Source organism: Rhodoferax sp. GW821-FHT07F03 (genome assembly GCF_059418745.1).
The window spans coordinates 197761-215646 of the sequence record NZ_JBWKQM010000010.1; the positions used below are offsets into that span (position 1 = coordinate 197761).

Consider the following 17886-nt stretch of genomic DNA (forward strand, 5'->3'; position numbering starts at 1 on the left):
TTCGGTGGAGGGGGTGGGGCGGCAGCCCGCATGCGCGTACCGCGGCCAAGATGGTTCACCTGGGCGCGGGCAATGTCAATCCAGGCGCCACCGCAGGGCGGCTGGATTTCTCCTAGAGAAGGAGGATGTGTCAGCCAGGTCAGGCTTGGCTTTTGTTTTGCGCCAATCGCAGGTAGCGCAGCGCCCCGCGGCCCAGCTGCAGCAGGCTATGCAGGCGGGAGCGGCGGTACAGGCCTTGGCGCATCGGCTCTGTGTGCGGACGCAGCAGCTTGCGGGCCTCCCAGTAGGCCCAGCGCATCACCAGGGCATCACGGCGCAATATGTATTTGGCATAGAACGCGCCTCGTCCGGCGTAATAGCCGGCGTACAGCCCCCGCAACTGTTCCGCAGAGCGCCGGCCATGGTTGTGCTGGACCAGCAGGCCGGGCACATATTCGATCAGCCCACCGGCACGCACGACGCGGTACAGCATGTCGAGGTCTTCGGCCACGCCGATAGCACTGCCGGGGCCGATATTGGTGTCGAAGCGGCCCAGGCTACGCAGCCAGTCGGCCCGAAAGGCCATATTGCAGCCGATGATGGGAATGTTGTCCGGGCTGAACCCGGTGAGCCCGGTGCGGCTGGCCTGCAGGGAGCGTTTGATAGTGACCGGTGCGTCCAGCGGATCGTGCAGCTCGACCCGCCCGCCTATGCAGTGCGAAGCCGGGTGCGTGCGGAAATGCGCCACCACCGTGGCCACCCAGTCGTCGGCGACAAGGATGTCGTCGTCGATGAAGGCCAGCAACTCGCCGCGCGCCAGACCCAGTGCCTGGTTCAGGCCATAGGCTTTGCCGCGCCGCGGCTCATACAGAGTGACCACGGCCATGGGCGCTGTGGCGGCAAAGTCCTGCAGCACGGCGGCGGTGTCGTCGCTGGAGGCGTTGTCGGCCACCAGTACCTCCCAGCGCAGGCCTGCTTCGGTGTGGTTGCGTGCCAAAGCGTCCAGCATGCGGCGCAGGTCCGCCGCGCGGTTGTAGGTGCTGACGACGACCGACAGGTCGAACGCGGTCGTGCTCATGCTCGTGCGCTGCAGGCCAGATGGCAGACGCTGTTCATTTCGCCATAGCACGCTTGGCCCAGCAGGTGCTTGGTATGGCGCTTGTCACCGGTGACAAGCATTTGGTCGCCATGGACGGATTGCATCTGGGCCTATCGTGTGTCGTTTGTGCACGCACACTATACGCAAAGCCCTGGCCCACTTGGCGTGGGTTCTGGTTTTTAGTTCTCCTGGCTACAGGCTCAATCGGGTGTGGTCAGATCCTTGGCATCGCTGTCCACCACAAATACCGCCAGCAGCTTGGCCGGTTGGGTGTTGCTGGCGTTTTCGCTGACGCCGTGGTGCTGGCCCGGTGTCTCGTAAAAACTCTCGCCCGCGCGGTAGATGCGCACCGGCCCGCCGTCGACCTGGCTGCGGATCGCACCCTGCACCACGTACGCAAAGATGAACGCCGAAGCCGCATGCCTGTGCGCAGGCGAGCCGCCGCCGGCCGGGTAATCGACCGTCACTGCAACCATGGTTTTGCCGGCGATATTCGTGATGGCCTGGTTGAAGATGGGCTGGACGCTGGAAGCGCGCTCGCTGTCGTGGGCCTGTGCGATCGAGGCCAGCGGCAGCGCCAAGGCCAGGCCGAGGAGGATGGGTTTCACAGAGTGCATGGTGTAGACGATCGTTGGTTGAAAACCGGGATGGCTGAGCTGTCACAAGGGCAGGGCGTTGCGCAGCAGCCATGCATGCACGGCTGCATCGTCCGCAATCTCGAACAGGCCATCGGTGGTGGACATCAAGCCGTGGGGGCAAAGCCCAGCGCGATGGCGACGCGGTTCCAGGCGTTGATCGCGACGATGGCGACGCACAGGTTCGCGGCTTCGGCTTCGCTGAAGACCTCGCGCAGCGCGGCCCAGGCTGCATCGGGGGCGCCCTGGCGGCTGACGTCGGTCAGATGCTCGGTCCAGGCCAGCGCGGCCAGTTCGCGCGCCGAGTAAATGCCCGCCTCGCGCCATACCGGCAGCATGTCGATCTTGGTCTGCGGCAGGCCGGCCTTGCGCGCCAGGCCCAGGTGGTATTGCACGCAGTAGGCGCAGCCGTTGATCTGCGAGGCGCGCAGCTCCAGCAACTCGACCAACTGGTCATCCAGGCCGCTGTGGGAGGCGGTACCCAGGCCGTACAAGGCGGTGACGGCCTTCGGGGCCAGGCGTTCGAAATCGGGGTAGCTGATGCGGGTTGGGTGGCTAGACATGCTGTTTCCTAGAGGGTGACTGAACGAAGAGTTCCCATTCTCAAACTACACTGGTCCAAGCATTAGGCCAATATTTATCAAAATGATTAGTCCACTTCTCGCCACGCCATGGCCGGAAAACATACGCAGGCCCCGCTGATCGGCGACCTGCCGCTGGGTACGCCCGCACCTGGCGAAGGCCTGCAGCACTGGCTGCACGGCGCGCTGCGCCGGGCCATCCTCGATGGTCGGCTGCCGGCCGACAGCATCTTGCCCAGCACGCGCAGCCTGGCGCTGCAGCACGGCCTGGCCCGTGGCACGGTGCAGGCGGCTTACAGTCAGCTGGTGTCAGAGGGCTACCTCCTGGCCCAGCCTGGCAGCGGCACGCGTGTCAGCCATGCCTTGCCGGACCTGGTCTTGCGCGTCGGTCCGATACCCCGACGGCGCAGCCCGCTGCCGGCCGCCAAGCCGGCGCCTCCGTCCGGCCCATGGTTGCAGCGCGTGGCCCACTTGGAGCCGCCGTTTCCGTTGGGTGGCGGTGGGGCTCCGTTGCCCTTCGCGCCCCACCGCTGCGATGTCAGCGCTTTCCCCATGACCCTGTGGCGCCAATTGCATGCGCGCCAGCTGCGCCCGTCCCGGCTGCACGCGCTGTGGGACGCCGACCCCGCCGGCCTGCCCGAGCTGCGCGAGGCCATCGCCGCGCATTTGGCGATTGCCCGGGGTGTGGCGGTGTCGGCCACGCAGATCGTGGTGTTGAGCAGCGTGCAGCAGGCGCTGGACCTGTGTGCGCGTTTGCTGCTAGCGCCCGATGACGCGGTGTGGATGGAAGACCCGGGCTACCTCGGCGCGCGGCAGGTGCTGCTGGCCGCTGGTGCCCAGGTGGTGGATGTGCTAGTGGACGCGGACGGTCTGCGGGTGGAAGACGGGCTGCGCCTGGCACCCGCGGCGCGCCTGGCCTATGTGACGCCATCGCGCCAGGCGCCTCTGGGCGTGGCCTTGTCGCCCGAGCGGCGGTTGGCGCTGCTGCGCTGGGCAATCGCCAACCAGGCCTGCATTTTCGAAGACGACTACGACAGCGAATACCGCTTCGTCGCCAAGCCGATTCTGGCGCTGAAAGGCCTGCCGGGCGCAGACGCCCATGTGGTGCTGGCCGGCACCTTCAGCAAGCTGCTGTTCCCGGCCCTGCGCCTGGCCTATGTGGCGCTGCCGACGCACCTGGTTGAGCCGTTTCAGCGCGCCGCCTCGCTGACCTCCCGCCATGCGAATGGTCTGGCCCAGGCGGTGCTGGCCGACTTCATGGCCGACGGCCATTTCGACCGCCATGTGCGCCGCATGCGCAAGCTCTACGCAGCCCGTGCCGCGGCGCTGGAGCAGGCGGCCCACACGCACTGGCGCGGGCTGATCGAGCTGCCCACGGTGCAGGCCGGGCTGGACGTGGTGGGCCGTTTGGTGGACATGGATGAAGCCACGGCCCTGCGCCGTTTGGCCCCCATCGGAATACAGGCTGCGCCCTTGGGGCGCTACACCAGCAGCCACCCGGTGGGCCAGGGCCTGGTCATGGGCTTTGCGCCCTTCAGCCCGGAGGCAATCGACCAAGCCGCCCGCCAGGTGGCCGCAGCCCTGCGGCGTTGATTACCAGCTTTGACTACAGGAGCACCCGGCCCTCGATGCAGGTGACGGACTCGCCGCCCACCCACACCTGGCCGTCCGCGTCCTGGTAGGCGTGCACCCGGCCTTGGCGGTTCAGGCGTGTGCCCTGGGCGGCCTGGTATTGCGCGGGAGCAAAGCCGTCGGCGATCAGCCACTGGGCCAGGCTGGCGTTCAGGCTGCCGGTGACCGGGTCTTCGGGCACTTCGACGGCGGCGGCGAAGGCGCGCACCTCCAGCAGCGGGTCGGCCGGGGCCGCGTGGATGCCGACCACGCCGACACAGATGCCTGTGTTCTTCAGCGCCGTGTGGTCGGGCTCCAGCGCCAGCACGGTCTGCGGACTGTCCAGCAGCAGGCCCAGCCAGGGCAGGCCGTTATCCAGCATTTGCGCGGCCAGCAGCTGCTGGGGTTTCAGCCCGAGGGCCGCGGTGATTTGCGCCATGAGCGCTGGGGCCAGCGTGCTGCGTTGCATAGGCGGCGCGGCAAACTGCAGGCGGCTGCCGTCGCGGCGTATGCGCACCAGGCCGACCTGGCATTCCTGCACCACCACATCTTGTCGTTGCGGCTGCCCACCGGCTTGCAACCAGGCGTGGCAGCTGCCCAGCGTGGGGTGGCCGGCAAAGCGCAGCTCGCTTACCGGGTCGAAGATGCGCACCCGGTAGTCGGCACCGGCGGTGCGGCCTTCGGGCGTGGGTGGCAGCAGAAAGGTGGTTTCGGACAGATGCGTCCAGTTGGCGAAGCGCTGCAGCTGCGCCTCGCTAAGGCCCGTGCCGTCCATCACCACGGCCAGCGGGTTGCCTTGGTAGGGGACGGCGGTGAATACATCGACTTGCTGGAAGGCGCGGGTGGGCATGGCAGGCTCCATAAAGAAAAAAGGCCGCCAGCGCAGGTATTTCCTGCGCAAGCAGCTATTAAAAACCTAGCGTTTGGCTAGAGCAGCACGCTGCCGCTGACGCAGGTAACGGACTCGCCGCCGACCCACACCTGGCCCTGCGCATCGCGTTCGATGTGGATACGGCCGGCGCGGTCCAGGCAGGTGCCTTGGGACACCAGGTATTCCTCAGGCGCGTAGCCGTCGGCGATCAGCCACTGGGCCAGGCTGGCGTTCAGACTGCCGGTGACCGGGTCTTCCAGGATGCCCACCGGGGCGCCAAAGGCGCGCACTTCCAGCAAGGGCTCGGGTTCGCTGGCCGGGGCCGACTTGGCGAAGGCGCGGGCCTCGCGGTTGGAGCGGCCGATCAGCGGCGGCGCCTCTTCCCGGGGGTAGATGCCCACCACGCCGACCTTGTGGCCCAGGTTCTTCAGCGCCAGCTGGTCGGGCTTGAGCTGTAGCACGGTGTGCGGGCTGTCCAGCAGCAGGCCCAGCCAGGGCGAGCCGTTGTCCAGCATCTGCGCGGCCACCACGTCGCGCGCCTTCAGCCCCAGGGCGGTGGCCAGCTGGGCCAGCAGCATGGGGCTGGGGGCGCTGCGCTTCAAAGGCGGCGCGGCAAAGAACAGGCGGCTGTCGCGGCGGCGTATGCGCACCAGGCCGACCTGGCATTCCTGCACCACCACACCGCTCTGCCGGGGTTGGCCGCCAGCTTGCAGCCAGGCGTGGCAGCTGCCCAGCGTGGGGTGGCCGGCGAAGCGCATTTCGTCGATGGGGCTGAAGATGCGCACCCGGTAGTCGGCGCCAGCGGCCCGGCCCTCGGGCGTGGGGGGCAGCAGAAAGGCGGTCTCTGACAGATTGGTCCAGTTGGCGAAGCGCAGCATTTGCGCCTCGCTCAGACCTGTGCCGTCCATCACCACCGCCAGGGGGTTGCCCTGGTAGGGGGTGGGCGTGAAAACATCGACTTGCTGGAAAGGGCGTTGCAGTGCGGACATGGCGGGTGTTTCAGAGTGGCTGTCGGTGGTGTCCCCCAGTCCCCCCCGCCGGGGGAGAGGGGGATTGGGTGCGAGTTTAGAACCTGTTCCAGGCCTTTTTGAGGCCGCGTTGGGGAGCAATCGGGATGAGTTGGCCGTCAGCGCCCGCAGCATGGGCTCCCTGCCCATGCAAGGGTGATGGCGGTCAAATCGCCCGATTTCTCCCCAACCCGCAGGGCAGCATCCTTCTCGGGCAGTCTGGGGCGTTGCGACTCTTGCCCATAGCCGAGCTATGGCCGGCGAGCCGCGCCTACCAGCCCCTCCCGAGAAGGCTGCTGCGCGGCCCCAAAAAGACCTTGAACAGGTTCTTAGAGCGCGCGAATGGCCGCGGCCAGGGCCTTGATGCCGATATTGATTTGTTCCACGCTGGCCGTCACAAAGGACAGGCGCAGGGTGCGTGGGTCGGCCTGGTCGGCGTAGAACGCGCTGCCGGGCACAAAGGCCACGCCCTGGTCCACCGCCTTGGGCAGCAGGTCCACGGCGTGGATACCTTCGGGCAGGCGGGCCCACAGGAACATGCCGCCGTCGGGCGTATTCCAGGTCACGCCGGCGGGCATTTCACGCTCCATGGCGGCCAGCATGGCATCGCGCTGGGCCTTGTACAGCGTGCGGATGGTCGGCACATGGCGGGCCAGGAAGCCGTCCTGCATCACCGCCACCACCATGCGCTGGTTGAAGCTGGGGCTGTGCAGATCGGCGGCCTGCTTGGCCTGCAGCAGCTTGGGCATCAGCGCCTTGGGGGCGATCACATAGCCCAGGCGCAGGCCGGGCGCCAGTACCTTGGAGAACGAGCCCATGTAGACGCAGCCGTCGGGGTTGCGGGCGGTCAGCGGCGCGGGCGGCGGCGCGTCGAACCACAGGTCGCCATAGGGGTTGTCTTCGACCAGGGGCAGGCCGAGGGCGGCTGCGCGCTCTACCAGGGCGGCGCGACGGGCTTCGGTCATGGTGCGGCCGGTGGGGTTCTGGAAGTTGGGCAGCACGTAGAAGAATCGGCCGTTGTCTGCCTTGCGGGCCAGGTCGTCCAGGTCCACACCCTCGTCATCGCTGGCTACGCTGACCACCTTGGGCTCCATGGGGGCGAAGGCCTGCAGCGCGCCCAGGTAGGTGGGCGTCTCCACCAGCACCTTGCTGCCCGGGTCGATCAGCACCTTGCCCAGCAGGTCCAGGCCTTGCTGCGAGCCGGTGGTGATCAGTACCTGGGAGGTTTCCACATTCCAGGGCAGCTGGGCGGCGACGATCTCGCGCAGCGGGCCATAGCCTTCACTGGCGGCGTATTGCAGCGCGCCCCGGCCGTCTTCGTGCAGCACTTTTTCGCAGGCGGCGGCGAACTCGGCCACGGGGAAGGTCTTGGGTGAGGGCAGGCCGCCGGCAAAGCTGATGATGCCAGGGCGTTCAGTCACCTTGAGGATTTCACGGATCACCGAAGAGTTCATTTTCTCGGTGCGGGCGGCCAGATGCCAGGGGTTCGCGGGGATGCTCATGGTGCTCTTTCAAGGTGCCGAATAGCGCGGCAGGTTTTTACGCGTAGTTGGAAAGGGATTGTCGGCTAGGACAGCATGGGTGCGAGCGAAGCGACCAGCAAAACTGCCATCAAACCGTTGAAAAGTCGCCGGTAGTGGGGTATGCGCAACCAGTGGCGCAGCCGGCTGCCCGATAAGGCCCACAGGCTGATGGCGGGGATGCCGACAATCGCAAACCAGGCGGCCGCAGCTACGACCAGTGCGTGGCTGCTGTGGGCTGGCACATAGCTGCTGAAAGCACCCACCGCCATCACCCAGGCTTTGGGGTTGACCCACTGGAAACCGGCCGCGCCCCAGAAGCTGATGGGGTGGCTGGCCTCGGCGTCTTTGGGAGCACCGGCCGTGGCCACGCCCCAGGCCAGGTACAGCAGATAGGCCGTGCCCAGCCACTTCAGCACCAGGTAGAGCTGCGGAATTTGCTCGAACAGCAGGCCCAGTCCCAAGCCGACAGAGGCCAGCAGGATGAAGAAGCCGATCGACACCCCGGCCATATGCGGCAGCGTGGCGCGGAAGCCGTGGTTCACGCCCGAGGCCAGCAGCATCAGGTTGTTCGGGCCGGGGGTGATGGAGCTGACGAAGGCAAACAGCGTCAGTGCGAAGAAGAGTTGGGTCGTCATGGTGTCTCCAGAACCATCAGTGAACGGGCATCCGTTTGCCGATAAACACTACGGCGATCACTGCGAGGCCGAAACCCACCGTGACGGCGTCCAGGCGTTCGCCCAGCAGCGGCACGGCGAACAGCATGCTCAAAAAGGGTTGCACCAGCTGCACCTGGCTGACGCGCACCGTGCCGCCCAGCGCCAGGCCCCGGTACCAGGCGAAGAAGCCCAGCCACTGCGAGAACACCGCCAGGTAGCCAAAGGCCAACCAGCTGGTGGGCTGCAGCGCGGTTGCAGGCCAGGTGATCGCCGCGCCGGGCACGGTCAGCGGCAGCGAGATCACCAGGGCCCAGCAGATCACATGGTCGGCCCGCATGCGCCGCGACAGCAGGCCGCCAAATCCATAACCCACCGCGCCAAACAGCATGGCCAGCAACAGCAGCACATCGGCGGACTGTATGGACAAGCCGCTTCCAGAGCGCAGCATCGCAAAGCCCACCACCAGCGCGCTGCCCAGGGCAGCACACAGCCAGAAGCCTTTGGACGGACGCTGGCGGTGCAGCAGCGCACCGGCGGCGGCGGTGGTCAGCGGCAGCACGCCGACGATCACGCTGGCGTGTACCGCTTCCACATGCCGCATGGCGATGGAGGTCAGCAAGGGGAAGCCGAACACCGCGCCCGAGGCGGTCAGGGCCAGCGGCCACCAGTCGGCGCGCTGCGGCAGCGGGGCCCGGGTGGCGAGCAGGAAGGCGATGGACAGCAGCCCGGCGGCTGCGGCGCGGGCCATGGCGATGAATACGCCGGACATCTGCGGGTCGGCCGACGTGCCCACGGCCAAGCGTGTCATCGGCAGGGTCAGCGCAAAAATCACCACCCCCAGCAGGCCCAGCCACAGGCCGCGGCGCTCGGCGGCACTAAGCGGGGTAGGTGCGGTGTGCAGTACGGTGCTGTGCAGGGTGGACATGGTGGTTAGGCCCGGAGTGGACATTCAATGTAGTGGCAATACCAGCACACTAGCAGTACACTTTGTGGCGTCAGTTTTTGAACTGTATTGATAGAAAAAGCAGCACAGACTTGGGTTTGCTGTCTGCCACCGTCTTTGGAAAGGGGCTCTCCATGCTCATGAAAGCCGCATCCCAGTCTTTGACCGAGCAGCTCGCCAGCCATTTCGCCGAGCGCATACGCAGCCGCCTGTTGGCCGGCGGGGCACGCCTGCCCTCGGTGCGGCAGTGTGCGCAGCAGCACCAGGTCAGCGCCTCCACCGTGGTGGCGGCCTACGACCGGCTGCTGGCCCTGGGCCTGGTGGAGGCCCGCAAGAACCGCGGGTTTTATGTGCGAGAAACGGCGCAGGCGCAGGATTTATCTGCGCCAGATGCTACGGATTCAGGAGCAAGCCGGGTGGCACGCCGGCCCATTGATGCAGCCGCTCTGATGCGCGGCATGTTCCATGGCGACAGCGACAAGCCCCAGCCCGGCATGGGTGTGCTGCCGCCCGACTGGCTGGTCAACAACTTCATGCCCGCCGCGGTGCGCCGCGTGGCGGCCGGCACGGCCGACTTCACCCTGCGCTACGGCGAGCCGGCGGGCGACCTGGGCCTGCGCAAGACCCTGTCGCAAAAGCTGGCCGGCCTGCACATACCGGCCGCGCCCGAGCAGATCATCACCACCGTGGGTGCGACCCACGCGCTGGACATCGTCAGCCGCGCTTTGCTGCGCGCCGGCGACTATGTGATGGTGGAGGAGCCGGGCTGGGCGGTGGAATTTGCCCGGCTGGCGGCCATGGGCATGCGCATACTGCCGGTGCCGCGCAGCGCCGAGGGGCCGGACCTGGCGGTGATGGCGCGCTACTGCGAGGCACACAGCCCGAAGCTGTTCGTCAGCGTCAGCGTGCTGCACAACCCTACCGGCTACTGCCTGACGCCGGGCGCAGCGCACCGGGTGCTGACGCTGGCCAATGCACACAACTTCTACATCGTCGAGGACGACACCTACAGCCATCTGGCGCCCGAGCACGCCACCCGCCTGTGCGTGTTGGACGGCCTGCAGCGCACGCTGTACGCCAGTGGTTTCTCCAAAATTCTGGCGCCGGGCTGGCGCGTGGGCTACCTGGCTGCGCCCGAGGCGCTGGTCGAGCGCCTGCTGGACACCAAGCTGCTGGCCACTTTAACCACGCCGGCCCTGCTGGAGAAGGCGCTGGCCTGGTGCATAGACCAGGGCCAGCTGCGCCGCCATGCCGAGCGCGTACGTGCCCGGCTGGACCAGGCCCGTACCCGCAGCGTGCGCCTGGCGCTGGCGGCGGGCTGCACATTTGCGTCTGAACCCGCGGGCCTGTTCGGCTGGGTGGATACCGGCGTGGATACAGACGCTCTGTCGCAGCGCATGCTGGACGTGGGCTACATGCTGGCGCCGGGTGGGCTGTTCCATCTGGCGCGCCCACCCAGCAGCCTGATGCGCATCAACTTCGCCAGCACGCAGGACGCGGCGTTCTGGCGGGTGTTCGAGCGGGTGCGCAATGGCGCTTGATATGCTGGCGCGATGTCTTTAAGCCTTCCGCTGCCCCGTATCCTTTGTGCCGCTTTGGCGGCCTGCCTGATGGCTCCGCTGCTGGCCTGGGCCCAGCCGTCCAGCGCAGGCGAACCGCCCGCCGACTGTGCCAGCCGCTACCCACCCCTGGTGGCCATGCCAGACAGCCCGGTGCGCGACCGCGGTTTTCTGTGGCGTATCAGCAAGGGCGGCCGCACCTCCTACTTGTACGGCACCATGCATATAGGCAAACCCGAGTGGGCCCGGCCAGGTCCACAGACCCAGGCCGCGCTGGACGCGAGCCAGCAGCTGGCGCTGGAAATGGACGCTGTGCCCGCCACCATCCAGGCCCTGATGGCAGGCTTGGCGCGCCAGCCCGACCAGATGCTGGCGCCCGCCTTGGAGGCGCGTTTGCGCCAAGCGGTGGCCCAAGCCTGCCTGCCCCCGGCTTTGAGCGATATGTTTGCGCCTGAAATGCAGGTGACCATGTTGGACATTGGCATGCTGCGCGCCGACGGATATTCGGGAGATTGGGGCGCAGACGTCCAGCTGGCCGCCATCGCCCACGCGCGCGCCATGCCGGTGGTGGGGCTGGAAACACCGCAAGACCAGGTGCGCTTGCTGCTGGCCGCCAATGCAGAAGAGCGAAACGAGGGCGTCCAGGAGCAATTGGACGATATGGCTTCTGGCAAGGTGCGCCGTATCACCTTGCGTATGGTCCACATGTGGGACGAGGGCGACCACGCCACTTTGCAGGCCTACAAGGCCTGGTGCGAATGCGCTCCAGCGAACGACCGCGAGCGCCGCACAATGAAAGCCCTGCTGGACGACCGCAACCTCGGCATGGCGCAGGCCATAGACCGCCTGCATGGGCAGGGTACTTCTGTCTTCGCTGCGGTCGGCAGCCTGCACATGGTGGGCTCTACCGGCATTCCGGCCTGGATGGCCCGACATGGCTACCGGGTGCAGCGCGTGGCATTTGGCTCTGCGGGTAAAAATTAAGCTGCGGCAGACGTGGCGCGTATGCCGGTTGGATTTGCTATTAGTTATGTAGCTTTTCGCGCATATATTTCTTGCGCCGGAGGCACTTTTTCTATGTCTTTTCGTAGGCCTCAAGCGTAGCGAAGGGCACCCATGTGCGTAGTTTGATGCGCATCAAGTTTTGCAGAGTTGGGCGTGGTACCGGCAGCATGGGCTGCAGTTTGTTACCCATGGGCTGGGGTATCCAACCTACACTCAAGCCCGCTACTTTTCACGGGAGTGGACTTATGCCTACACACGCATTCGGCTTGGATAGTCTTTTGGATGACCTGCGCAGCCGTTATGGGGAAGGCGATGCGGTCGTGGTGCAGCTCAAGGCCGAGCTGGACAGGCGGCTGCAGGAAGAGCAGTCGCGCCCCGTAGTGGAGCGGCGTGCCAAGAACTCCCCGGCCAGGTCCCATTCGCGGGCCGGCTGGCAGGGCAAGTTCAAATCATCCCACGACGCGCCGCCCAGCTTTTTGCACTAGGGCGTTGCAGGGGCCTGCAGCAGGCCCCGGGGGGGGCAAGCTGCTACCAGCTGGCTTCGCGGTCGGGCGTGGCGCCGATCTTGTGGATGGACAGGTCGGCGCCGTCAAATTCTTCTTCGGCCGATAGGCGCAGGCCCATGCTGGCCTTGAGTGCGCCGTAGACCACGGTGCCGGCCAGCAGGGCCCAGCCCGCGCCCATGGCCGTGCCGATCAGCTGTGCCGGCAGGCTGACGCCGCCGATGCCGCCCAGGGCCTTGCTGCCAAAGATGCCTGCCGCGATGCCACCCCAGGTGCCGCACAGGCCGTGCAGCGGCCACACGCCCAGCACGTCGTCGATCTTCCATTTGTTCTGTGTCAGGGTGAACATCTGCACAAAGATGGCGCCGGCCACGCCGCCCACCACCAGCGCGCCTAGCGGGTGCATCAGGTCGGAGCCGGCGCACACGGCAACCAGGCCGGCCAGCGGGCCGTTGTGCACAAAGCCGGGGTCGTTGCGGCCCAGCACCAGGGCCACCAGCGTGCCGCCCACCATGGCCATCAGCGAGTTCACGGCGACTAGGCCGGAGATCTTGTCCAGCGTCTGGGCGCTCATCACATTGAAGCCGAACCAGCCCACGCACAGCACCCAGGCGCCCAGCGCCAGGAAGGGGATGTTCGATGGCGGGTGGGCGCTGAGGCTGCCGTCCTTGCGGTAGCGGTTGCTGCGTGCACCCAGCAGCAGCACGGCCGGCAGCGCCAGCCAGCCGCCCAGGGCATGCACCAGGACGGAGCCGGCAAAGTCGTGGAACTCGGCGCCAGTCGTGGCTTTCAGCCAGGCTTGCACACCGAAATGCTGGTTCCAGGCAATGCCTTCATAAAAGGGATAGACAAAGCCGACGATGACCGAGGTGGCGATCAGCTGCGGCCAGAAGCGCGCGCGTTCGGCAATGCCACCCGAGATGATGGCCGGAATAGCGGCCGCGAAAGTGAGCAGGAAGAAGAACTTCACCAGCGCGTAGCCATTGTGCAGGGCCAGCTCTTCGGCGCCGACGAAAAACGAGGTGCCATAGGCCACGGCGTAGCCGACCACGAAATACGCCACGGTGGAGACCGAGAAGTCCACCATGATCTTGACCAGCGCATTGACCTGGTTCTTCTTGCGAACCGTACCGAGTTCTAAAAATGCGAAACCGGCATGCATGGCCAGGACCATGATGCCGCCGAGCAGAATGAACAAGGCGTCAGCGCCCTGTTTTAGTGCTTCCATAGCTTCCCCGAGAGATAAATTGTTTTGTTTTGGTGCGCCAAAGTAGGATTACATAGGCATGCTCCAAAACAAAGCAAGAATCGCACCGTATATGTGCGCGTACGCTGTGTTGCCGGAATCAATTGGTTTGAGTTGCTATGTTTTGCATAGCTATTGGCGCAGGTATTTCCTGCGTTGGGGTCTATTTTCCTATATATTTTGAGTGAGGTGCATGGCAGACGCGGTAGGCGCCACCTCGGTGCACGGGTCGGCTCAGACGGCGAGTTTCAGCGCGGCCAGGGTGCGCAGCAGGGCGCGGTTCACGTCTTCCAGCGGCATGCCCAACTGGTGGCAGAGTGCGCGGGTGGCAGTGCCGTGGCCGTTTTCCAGCGCGCAGGCAATCTGCAGCAGGGGCGCGTAGGGGCCGCTTCCGTGCAGTGTGGCCGCGTAGATGCGGCTGGACAGCGGCACCCGGTGCAGAGCCGTGCCCAGAGGCTCGCCCATCAGCACGTCGATTTGCGAGAACAGGCCGCAGAGGTAGATCTCGCGGCTGAGCTCCTGCTCGGCGCCGGCGTGCATCAGGTGCTCCATCAGCTTGGCGCGCAGCACGATGGATGCTTTGACCGGCCGCAGATTCGGGTCGCTGGAGGCGCCGGGCAGGATTTCATACAGCCAACGGCGCAGCGCCTGCAGGCCCAGCATCATCAGGCCGTGGCGCACCGACTCGATGGTGTTGCGCAGGCCCACGGAGGCCGAGTTGGCGTAGGCCAGGAAGCGGAAGGTGAGTATGGGCTCGGCGCACAGCAGGGTTTCGATGTGCTCGGTGCTGCGGTCTTCGTCCACGGCGCGGATCATTTGCAGCACGGCCTGGCGGTCCGGGCCGGTGGCCCTGTGCTGCAGGGCGTAGAGGATGTCTTCGTCCGGCCAGCCCAGCAGCGCGGCGGCGTTTTGCTGGTCCAGGCAATGCTCCATCAGCAGGCGGCTGGCAATACCCTCGTAGATTTGGCCAGCCTGCACCGGGCTGTGCAGCGCACTCTGGGCGCCGGCCCGCTTGCGTGCGGCGGTTTGCAAAGCACTGAGCGCGGCCTGGGGCGACAGGTAGAGCAGGTGGGTGAAAAAGCAGCGCTCCAACGCACCACCGGGCAGCAGATCGGCCTCGCCCCGCCACACCATGCGCAGGCCGCGCCGCTGCGCACGCTGCACGCGGTCGCTGATGGCGGGGGCCTGCAGCCAGTCACCGCGCACTTCTATCCAGTGCCGGCTGGAGCTGGTCTGGTCCAGTAGGTCGCGCAGCAGCTCGGGTGAGTTGGGTGAGAGCAGCCAGGGCGGGGTGCTGGCGTCGCCCTGTTCCTGCAGGGCGGCGAGCAGGTGGCCCGCATCCACGGCGGTGTCGGGCCGAGCTTCTATGAGCAACTGCACTGCCGACAGCGAGCGGCGCCGGTCCCACAGTGGCCGGTAGCCTAGGCTGACGCTGCCCAGCACGGTGGCGTTCATGGCATGGGGCTCAGCTGATGAAGTTGAACAGGGACAGCTTCTGTATCGAGGCGTAGGACTGCAGGGCGGCTTGGTAGGCGGTTTGCTGGTTCTTCTGGTCGGCCACGGCGGCGTACATGTCGATGTCTTCCGCGTTGGATCGGTCGGTCTCGGCCTGCGTGGACTTGAGGGTTTGCGCGTCGGTGATGCGGTCGGCCCGGTTCAGCAGGTCGCCTGCGTGGCCGCGGCTGGCACTGATCTTGGCCAGGCTGTTGTCGATCTGCGCCAGGGAGATGGCCTGTTCCTGGTTGAAGTTGGCATCGGTGCTGGTGGCGCCGGTGGTGGTGGTGACGCCCGCCGAGTTCTTGGCAAACATGGAGGTGATGGCTCGGTCCAGCACGCTGAAGATGCTGGGACGGTCGGTCAGCACATTGGCATTCACCTCGAAAGAGTCGCCATTGGCGGGGGTGCCGCGTATCACGGTGGAGATGCCCCCCATGGTGATGGTCTGGCCGGCCGTGTAGGTCTGGGCCGCCGAGGTCGTGGCAGTGGTGTTGTTGGTGATCGTGTAGGTGGTGGCTCCGATGGCCGGGGCCACGGGCGCGGTGAAATTGATGGTGTAGTCGGTGCCCTGGGCGGCGGCGGTGGTGGCATCCACCACCGTACCTACATCGGAAAACGCGGTGCCGGTATTGGTGCTGCCCAAGCTGATGTTGAACACACCATTGCCTTGCGGCACATCCATCCAGGTGGCGCGGCCATCCAGTGCGTAGGGGATGGCGACCGTGGTGGCTGAGGTCTGGCCCGGCAGTCCGTTGAAGTTGTAGTCGGGGTCCGGGGCCACGCCGTCGGCGCTGGTCTGGAACGGCGTGGCCGTGCTGCCCAGGCCGTTGAACAGCGGCATGCCGTTGCTGTCCTTGGTGTTGGCCAGGGTTAGCAGCTCATCGCGGATGCTGCTGAGTTGATTGGCGATAGTTTCGCGCTCGGTCGGGCTGTTGGCGCCGTTGCCGGCCTGTACCACCAGGTCGCGGAACGAGGTGAGCAGGTCGTTTGCTTTGCCCAGGGTGGACTCCGCCTGGCTGATGGAGCTGACCTGGTTGTTCAGGGCGCGGGCTTCCGTCTTGATGCGTTCAATGCGGGTGGTGGCACGCTCGGCCTGGCCGGCTCCGGTGGGGTCGTCGCTGGCGCGCAGGATCTTCTTGCCGGAGGTCACATTTTCTTGCAGCGACGAGAGCTGGGCATAGCGGTTGCTCAGGTTGCGCAGGGCTTGGTCGTAGCCGTTGGCGGAGCCCAGACGGGTGAAGCTGTTGCTCATCTAACTCTCCTCGGGATCAATGGCCAATGCTTTGCAGCATGCTGTCGAAAACGCTCTGCGAGATCTGGATCATCTTGGCCGATGCCTGGTAGGCCTGCTGGTATTGCAGCAGGCGGGCGGCTTCTTCGTCCAGGTTCACGCCGGAAACGCCGGTACGCGATGTCTCCAGGTTGTCGGAGATCGATTTGGACACGTCGGCGGTGTACTGCACGCTTTGCACTTTGACGCCGACCTGCGACATCAGCGCGGCATAGCCATCGGCCAGCTTGGCGCCGTCGAACAACTGTAGGTCACGCAGGTCCAGCATGGCGTCGGCATTGCCGGCATTGAGCTGGGCGAAGCTGGTGTTGGCCGGCCCCAGGGTCACGGTGTCGCCAGCCTGGGCGACGCCTGCCATGGTCAGCGACCAGCCGGTTGCCGCGTTGGTGGTGTCGGCCGGAATCGCCGTACCCGGACTGTAGGTGAAGGTGCCGGCCACGTCCGAGCGCGTATAGGTGTTGGTCCCCGTGAAGGTCAGCGTGACGGCTGCGGGGATGGGCACAGACTTGGCCGCAAGACTGGCCACCGACAGGCTGCCGGTATTGGTGGTGCCCATGCTGGCCTGCACCGGGCTGGAGACGGCCAGTTGGCGCGGCGAGGAGAAGGCGGCCGTGATCTTGCTGGCTGCGGTGTTATAGGGTTGCAGCAAGAAGCTGTCGCCGGCGTTGGCGGTGCCGCCCATGGTCAGCATCAGGCCGTCATAGCTGCCGGTGGTGGCATCGGGGGTGATGACGGTGTTGTCGGACGTGCGTGTGACTGTAAATGTGCTGCTGGAGGAGTAGGTCACCACGTAGTCGGATGCCTGCAGCTTGGCTACGTTGGCAGGGTCTACCGCCAGGGCAATTGTGCCGCTGCCTGTGTTGGCTGTTGCGGCAGCGCCGTTGGACATGGAGACGGGACTGAACAGATTTCCACCCGCGTTGCCGTCCAGGTCTAGCCCCAGTTGGTGTTGCGCGTTGACGACCGTGGTGATGCTGACCGCCAGGCGCCCCAGCAGGTTTTTCCCCTCGGCCAGGTCGGTGTTCTGGAATTTCAGCAGGCCGGCTATTTCGCCGCCACCCATCATGTTCTCGTCCATCACCACGGAGGAATTGCCGCGCACGATGGCGACCTGGCTGCGTGAGGCGTCCTGTGGATCGGCCTGCACCTTCAGGGTGGCCGCGGTCGTGCCCAGCACCAGCGGCTGGCTGCCGGAGGCCAGCACCGTGACGGTGCCGTCGTCGGCCTCGATCTGGCTGGTTTGTACGTACTGGTTGAGCTGGTTGATCAGGTTGTCGCGCTTGTCCAGCAAGTCATTGGGCGATTGGCCTGTGCCTTTGGCGCGCTGGATCTGGCCGTTGACTGCGGCGATATTGGTGGTCAGGGTGTTGATCTGTGTGATCTTGTCCTGTAGCTCGGTGGTGAGGCCGCTCTGGATATTGTCCAGCTGTGATGCAGCGTCATTGAAGCGGGCGGCGGCTTCGTTGGTACGACTCAGCACCACGGTGCGCGCGGTCAGGTCAGTCGGCGCGCTGGCTACGTCAGAGTAGGCGTTCAGCATGTCGTTGACCGCAGCGCCCAGGCCATTGGTTCCGCCGGTAAAGACGTTTTCCATGAGCAGCAGCTTGTTGGCGCGGGACACGTCAGATGCCGTGACCGACTTGGACAGGGCCGCTTGGCGCGTCAGGTATTCGTCGTGGTTACGTTGGATCGTAGCCAGGTCAACGCCCTGGCCGATATAGCCACCACCCGTAAACTGGCCTTCGACCGTCTGGAGTACCACGGACTGGCGTGAATAGCCAACCGTATTGGCGTTGGCGATATTGTTGCCAATGGTTTGCAACGCGGATGCATTGACAACCAGCGCACGCGCCCCGAGATTGAGAAGGTCAGCCATGGTG

Annotated in this window: 16 protein-coding genes; 4 read left to right on the forward strand and 12 right to left on the reverse strand. The window is 65.9% G+C overall.

What is annotated here, in order from left to right; all coding sequences use genetic code 11:
• Positions 1-139: 139 nt before the first annotated feature.
• From AC07R0_RS17010 to AC07R0_RS17020, 3 genes are all read right to left on the reverse strand, one after another.
• A complete protein-coding gene (locus tag AC07R0_RS17010) occupies positions 140-1057 on the reverse strand; it encodes a glycosyltransferase family 2 protein (RefSeq protein WP_495105726.1) in 918 nt (305 codons plus the stop codon).
• Between the two features lie 221 nt (positions 1058-1278).
• Positions 1279-1695 (reverse strand): cupin domain-containing protein, encoded by a 417-nt coding sequence (locus AC07R0_RS17015; protein ID WP_495105727.1) that lies wholly within the window; start codon positions 1693-1695, stop codon positions 1279-1281.
• 125 nt (positions 1696-1820) lie between these two features.
• The gene (locus AC07R0_RS17020; RefSeq protein ID WP_495105728.1) at positions 1821-2276 is read right to left on the reverse strand and encodes a carboxymuconolactone decarboxylase family protein; all 456 of its coding nucleotides are present in this window, start codon (positions 2274-2276) and stop codon (positions 1821-1823) included.
• Positions 2277-2384: 108 nt separating this feature from the next.
• Here AC07R0_RS17020 and pdxR point away from each other — a divergent pair, with 108 nt between their 5' ends.
• Positions 2385-3887, forward strand: a complete 1503-nt coding sequence (pdxR, locus tag AC07R0_RS17025; RefSeq protein WP_495105729.1) for a MocR-like pyridoxine biosynthesis transcription factor PdxR — start codon at positions 2385-2387, stop codon at positions 3885-3887.
• 13 nt (positions 3888-3900) lie between these two features.
• Here the strand turns inward: pdxR and AC07R0_RS17030 are convergent, their stop codons facing one another.
• From AC07R0_RS17030 to AC07R0_RS17050, 5 genes are all read right to left on the reverse strand, one after another.
• A complete protein-coding gene (locus AC07R0_RS17030) occupies positions 3901-4755 on the reverse strand; it encodes a PhzF family phenazine biosynthesis protein (protein ID WP_495105730.1) in 855 nt (284 codons plus the stop codon).
• Between the two features lie 77 nt (positions 4756-4832).
• Positions 4833-5765, reverse strand: coding sequence for a PhzF family phenazine biosynthesis protein (locus AC07R0_RS17035; RefSeq protein WP_495105731.1), 933 nt, complete (start codon positions 5763-5765; stop codon positions 4833-4835).
• A 347-nt stretch (positions 5766-6112) separates the two neighbouring features.
• Positions 6113-7285, reverse strand: coding sequence for an aminotransferase-like domain-containing protein (locus AC07R0_RS17040; protein WP_495098520.1), 1173 nt, complete (start codon positions 7283-7285; stop codon positions 6113-6115).
• Positions 7286-7350: 65 nt separating this feature from the next.
• Positions 7351-7941 (reverse strand): LysE family translocator, encoded by a 591-nt coding sequence (locus tag AC07R0_RS17045; protein WP_495105732.1) that lies wholly within the window; start codon positions 7939-7941, stop codon positions 7351-7353.
• 16 nt (positions 7942-7957) lie between these two features.
• Positions 7958-8887, reverse strand: coding sequence for a DMT family transporter (locus tag AC07R0_RS17050; protein WP_495105733.1), 930 nt, complete (start codon positions 8885-8887; stop codon positions 7958-7960).
• Positions 8888-9039: 152 nt separating this feature from the next.
• Here AC07R0_RS17050 and AC07R0_RS17055 point away from each other — a divergent pair, with 152 nt between their 5' ends.
• The 3 genes from AC07R0_RS17055 (at position 9040) to AC07R0_RS17065 (ending at position 11954) form a co-directional block, all read left to right on the forward strand.
• Positions 9040-10446 (forward strand): aminotransferase-like domain-containing protein, encoded by a 1407-nt coding sequence (locus tag AC07R0_RS17055; RefSeq protein ID WP_495098517.1) that lies wholly within the window; start codon positions 9040-9042, stop codon positions 10444-10446.
• Positions 10447-10458: 12 nt separating this feature from the next.
• Positions 10459-11448, forward strand: coding sequence for a TraB/GumN family protein (locus AC07R0_RS17060; RefSeq protein WP_495105734.1), 990 nt, complete (start codon positions 10459-10461; stop codon positions 11446-11448).
• A 266-nt stretch (positions 11449-11714) separates the two neighbouring features.
• Positions 11715-11954, forward strand: a complete 240-nt coding sequence (locus AC07R0_RS17065) for a hypothetical protein (protein ID WP_495105735.1) — start codon at positions 11715-11717, stop codon at positions 11952-11954.
• A 43-nt stretch (positions 11955-11997) separates the two neighbouring features.
• On the opposite strand, the gene AC07R0_RS17070 is transcribed toward AC07R0_RS17065, so the two are convergent.
• The 4 genes from AC07R0_RS17070 to flgK form a co-directional block, all read right to left on the reverse strand.
• Complete coding sequence (locus AC07R0_RS17070; RefSeq protein WP_495105736.1) at positions 11998-13200, reverse strand: ammonium transporter; 1203 nt, start codon at positions 13198-13200, stop codon at positions 11998-12000.
• A 252-nt stretch (positions 13201-13452) separates the two neighbouring features.
• On the reverse strand, positions 13453-14673 hold the full coding sequence (locus AC07R0_RS17075) for an HDOD domain-containing protein (RefSeq protein ID WP_495105737.1): 1221 nt from the start codon (positions 14671-14673) through the stop codon (positions 13453-13455).
• A 10-nt stretch (positions 14674-14683) separates the two neighbouring features.
• Positions 14684-15967 (reverse strand): flagellar hook-associated protein FlgL, encoded by a 1284-nt coding sequence (gene flgL, locus AC07R0_RS17080; protein ID WP_495105738.1) that lies wholly within the window; start codon positions 15965-15967, stop codon positions 14684-14686.
• A gap of 16 nt (positions 15968-15983) precedes the next feature.
• Complete coding sequence (flgK, locus tag AC07R0_RS17085; protein ID WP_495105739.1) at positions 15984-17882, reverse strand: flagellar hook-associated protein FlgK; 1899 nt, start codon at positions 17880-17882, stop codon at positions 15984-15986.
• Positions 17883-17886: the final 4 nt, after the last annotated feature.

What these genes read in the sequence shown, in the direction of transcription:
- AC07R0_RS17040 (WP_495098520.1), bottom strand. Translation starts at nt 7,285, where the DNA reads ATGAGCATCCCCGCGAACCCCTGGCATCTGGCCGCCCGCACCGAGAAA.
- AC07R0_RS17050 (WP_495105733.1), bottom strand. Translation starts at nt 8,887, where the DNA reads ATGTCCACCCTGCACAGCACCGTACTGCACACCGCACCTACCCCGCTT.
- AC07R0_RS17075 (WP_495105737.1), bottom strand. Translation starts at nt 14,673, where the DNA reads ATGAACGCCACCGTGCTGGGCAGCGTCAGCCTAGGCTACCGGCCACTG.
- AC07R0_RS17030 (WP_495105730.1), bottom strand. Translation starts at nt 4,755, where the DNA reads ATGCCCACCCGCGCCTTCCAGCAAGTCGATGTATTCACCGCCGTCCCC.
- AC07R0_RS17055 (WP_495098517.1), top strand. Translation starts at nt 9,040, where the DNA reads ATGCTCATGAAAGCCGCATCCCAGTCTTTGACCGAGCAGCTCGCCAGC.
- AC07R0_RS17010 (WP_495105726.1), bottom strand. Translation starts at nt 1,057, where the DNA reads ATGAGCACGACCGCGTTCGACCTGTCGGTCGTCGTCAGCACCTACAAC.
- flgL (WP_495105738.1), bottom strand. Translation starts at nt 15,967, where the DNA reads ATGAGCAACAGCTTCACCCGTCTGGGCTCCGCCAACGGCTACGACCAA.
- AC07R0_RS17015 (WP_495105727.1), bottom strand. Translation starts at nt 1,695, where the DNA reads ATGCACTCTGTGAAACCCATCCTCCTCGGCCTGGCCTTGGCGCTGCCG.
- flgK (WP_495105739.1), bottom strand. Translation starts at nt 17,882, where the DNA reads ATGGCTGACCTTCTCAATCTCGGGGCGCGTGCGCTGGTTGTCAATGCA.
- AC07R0_RS17070 (WP_495105736.1), bottom strand. Translation starts at nt 13,200, where the DNA reads ATGGAAGCACTAAAACAGGGCGCTGACGCCTTGTTCATTCTGCTCGGC.
- AC07R0_RS17020 (WP_495105728.1), bottom strand. Translation starts at nt 2,276, where the DNA reads ATGTCTAGCCACCCAACCCGCATCAGCTACCCCGATTTCGAACGCCTG.
- AC07R0_RS17065 (WP_495105735.1), top strand. Translation starts at nt 11,715, where the DNA reads ATGCCTACACACGCATTCGGCTTGGATAGTCTTTTGGATGACCTGCGC.
- AC07R0_RS17060 (WP_495105734.1), top strand. Translation starts at nt 10,459, where the DNA reads ATGTCTTTAAGCCTTCCGCTGCCCCGTATCCTTTGTGCCGCTTTGGCG.
- AC07R0_RS17045 (WP_495105732.1), bottom strand. Translation starts at nt 7,941, where the DNA reads ATGACGACCCAACTCTTCTTCGCACTGACGCTGTTTGCCTTCGTCAGC.
- AC07R0_RS17035 (WP_495105731.1), bottom strand. Translation starts at nt 5,765, where the DNA reads ATGTCCGCACTGCAACGCCCTTTCCAGCAAGTCGATGTTTTCACGCCC.
- pdxR (WP_495105729.1), top strand. Translation starts at nt 2,385, where the DNA reads ATGGCCGGAAAACATACGCAGGCCCCGCTGATCGGCGACCTGCCGCTG.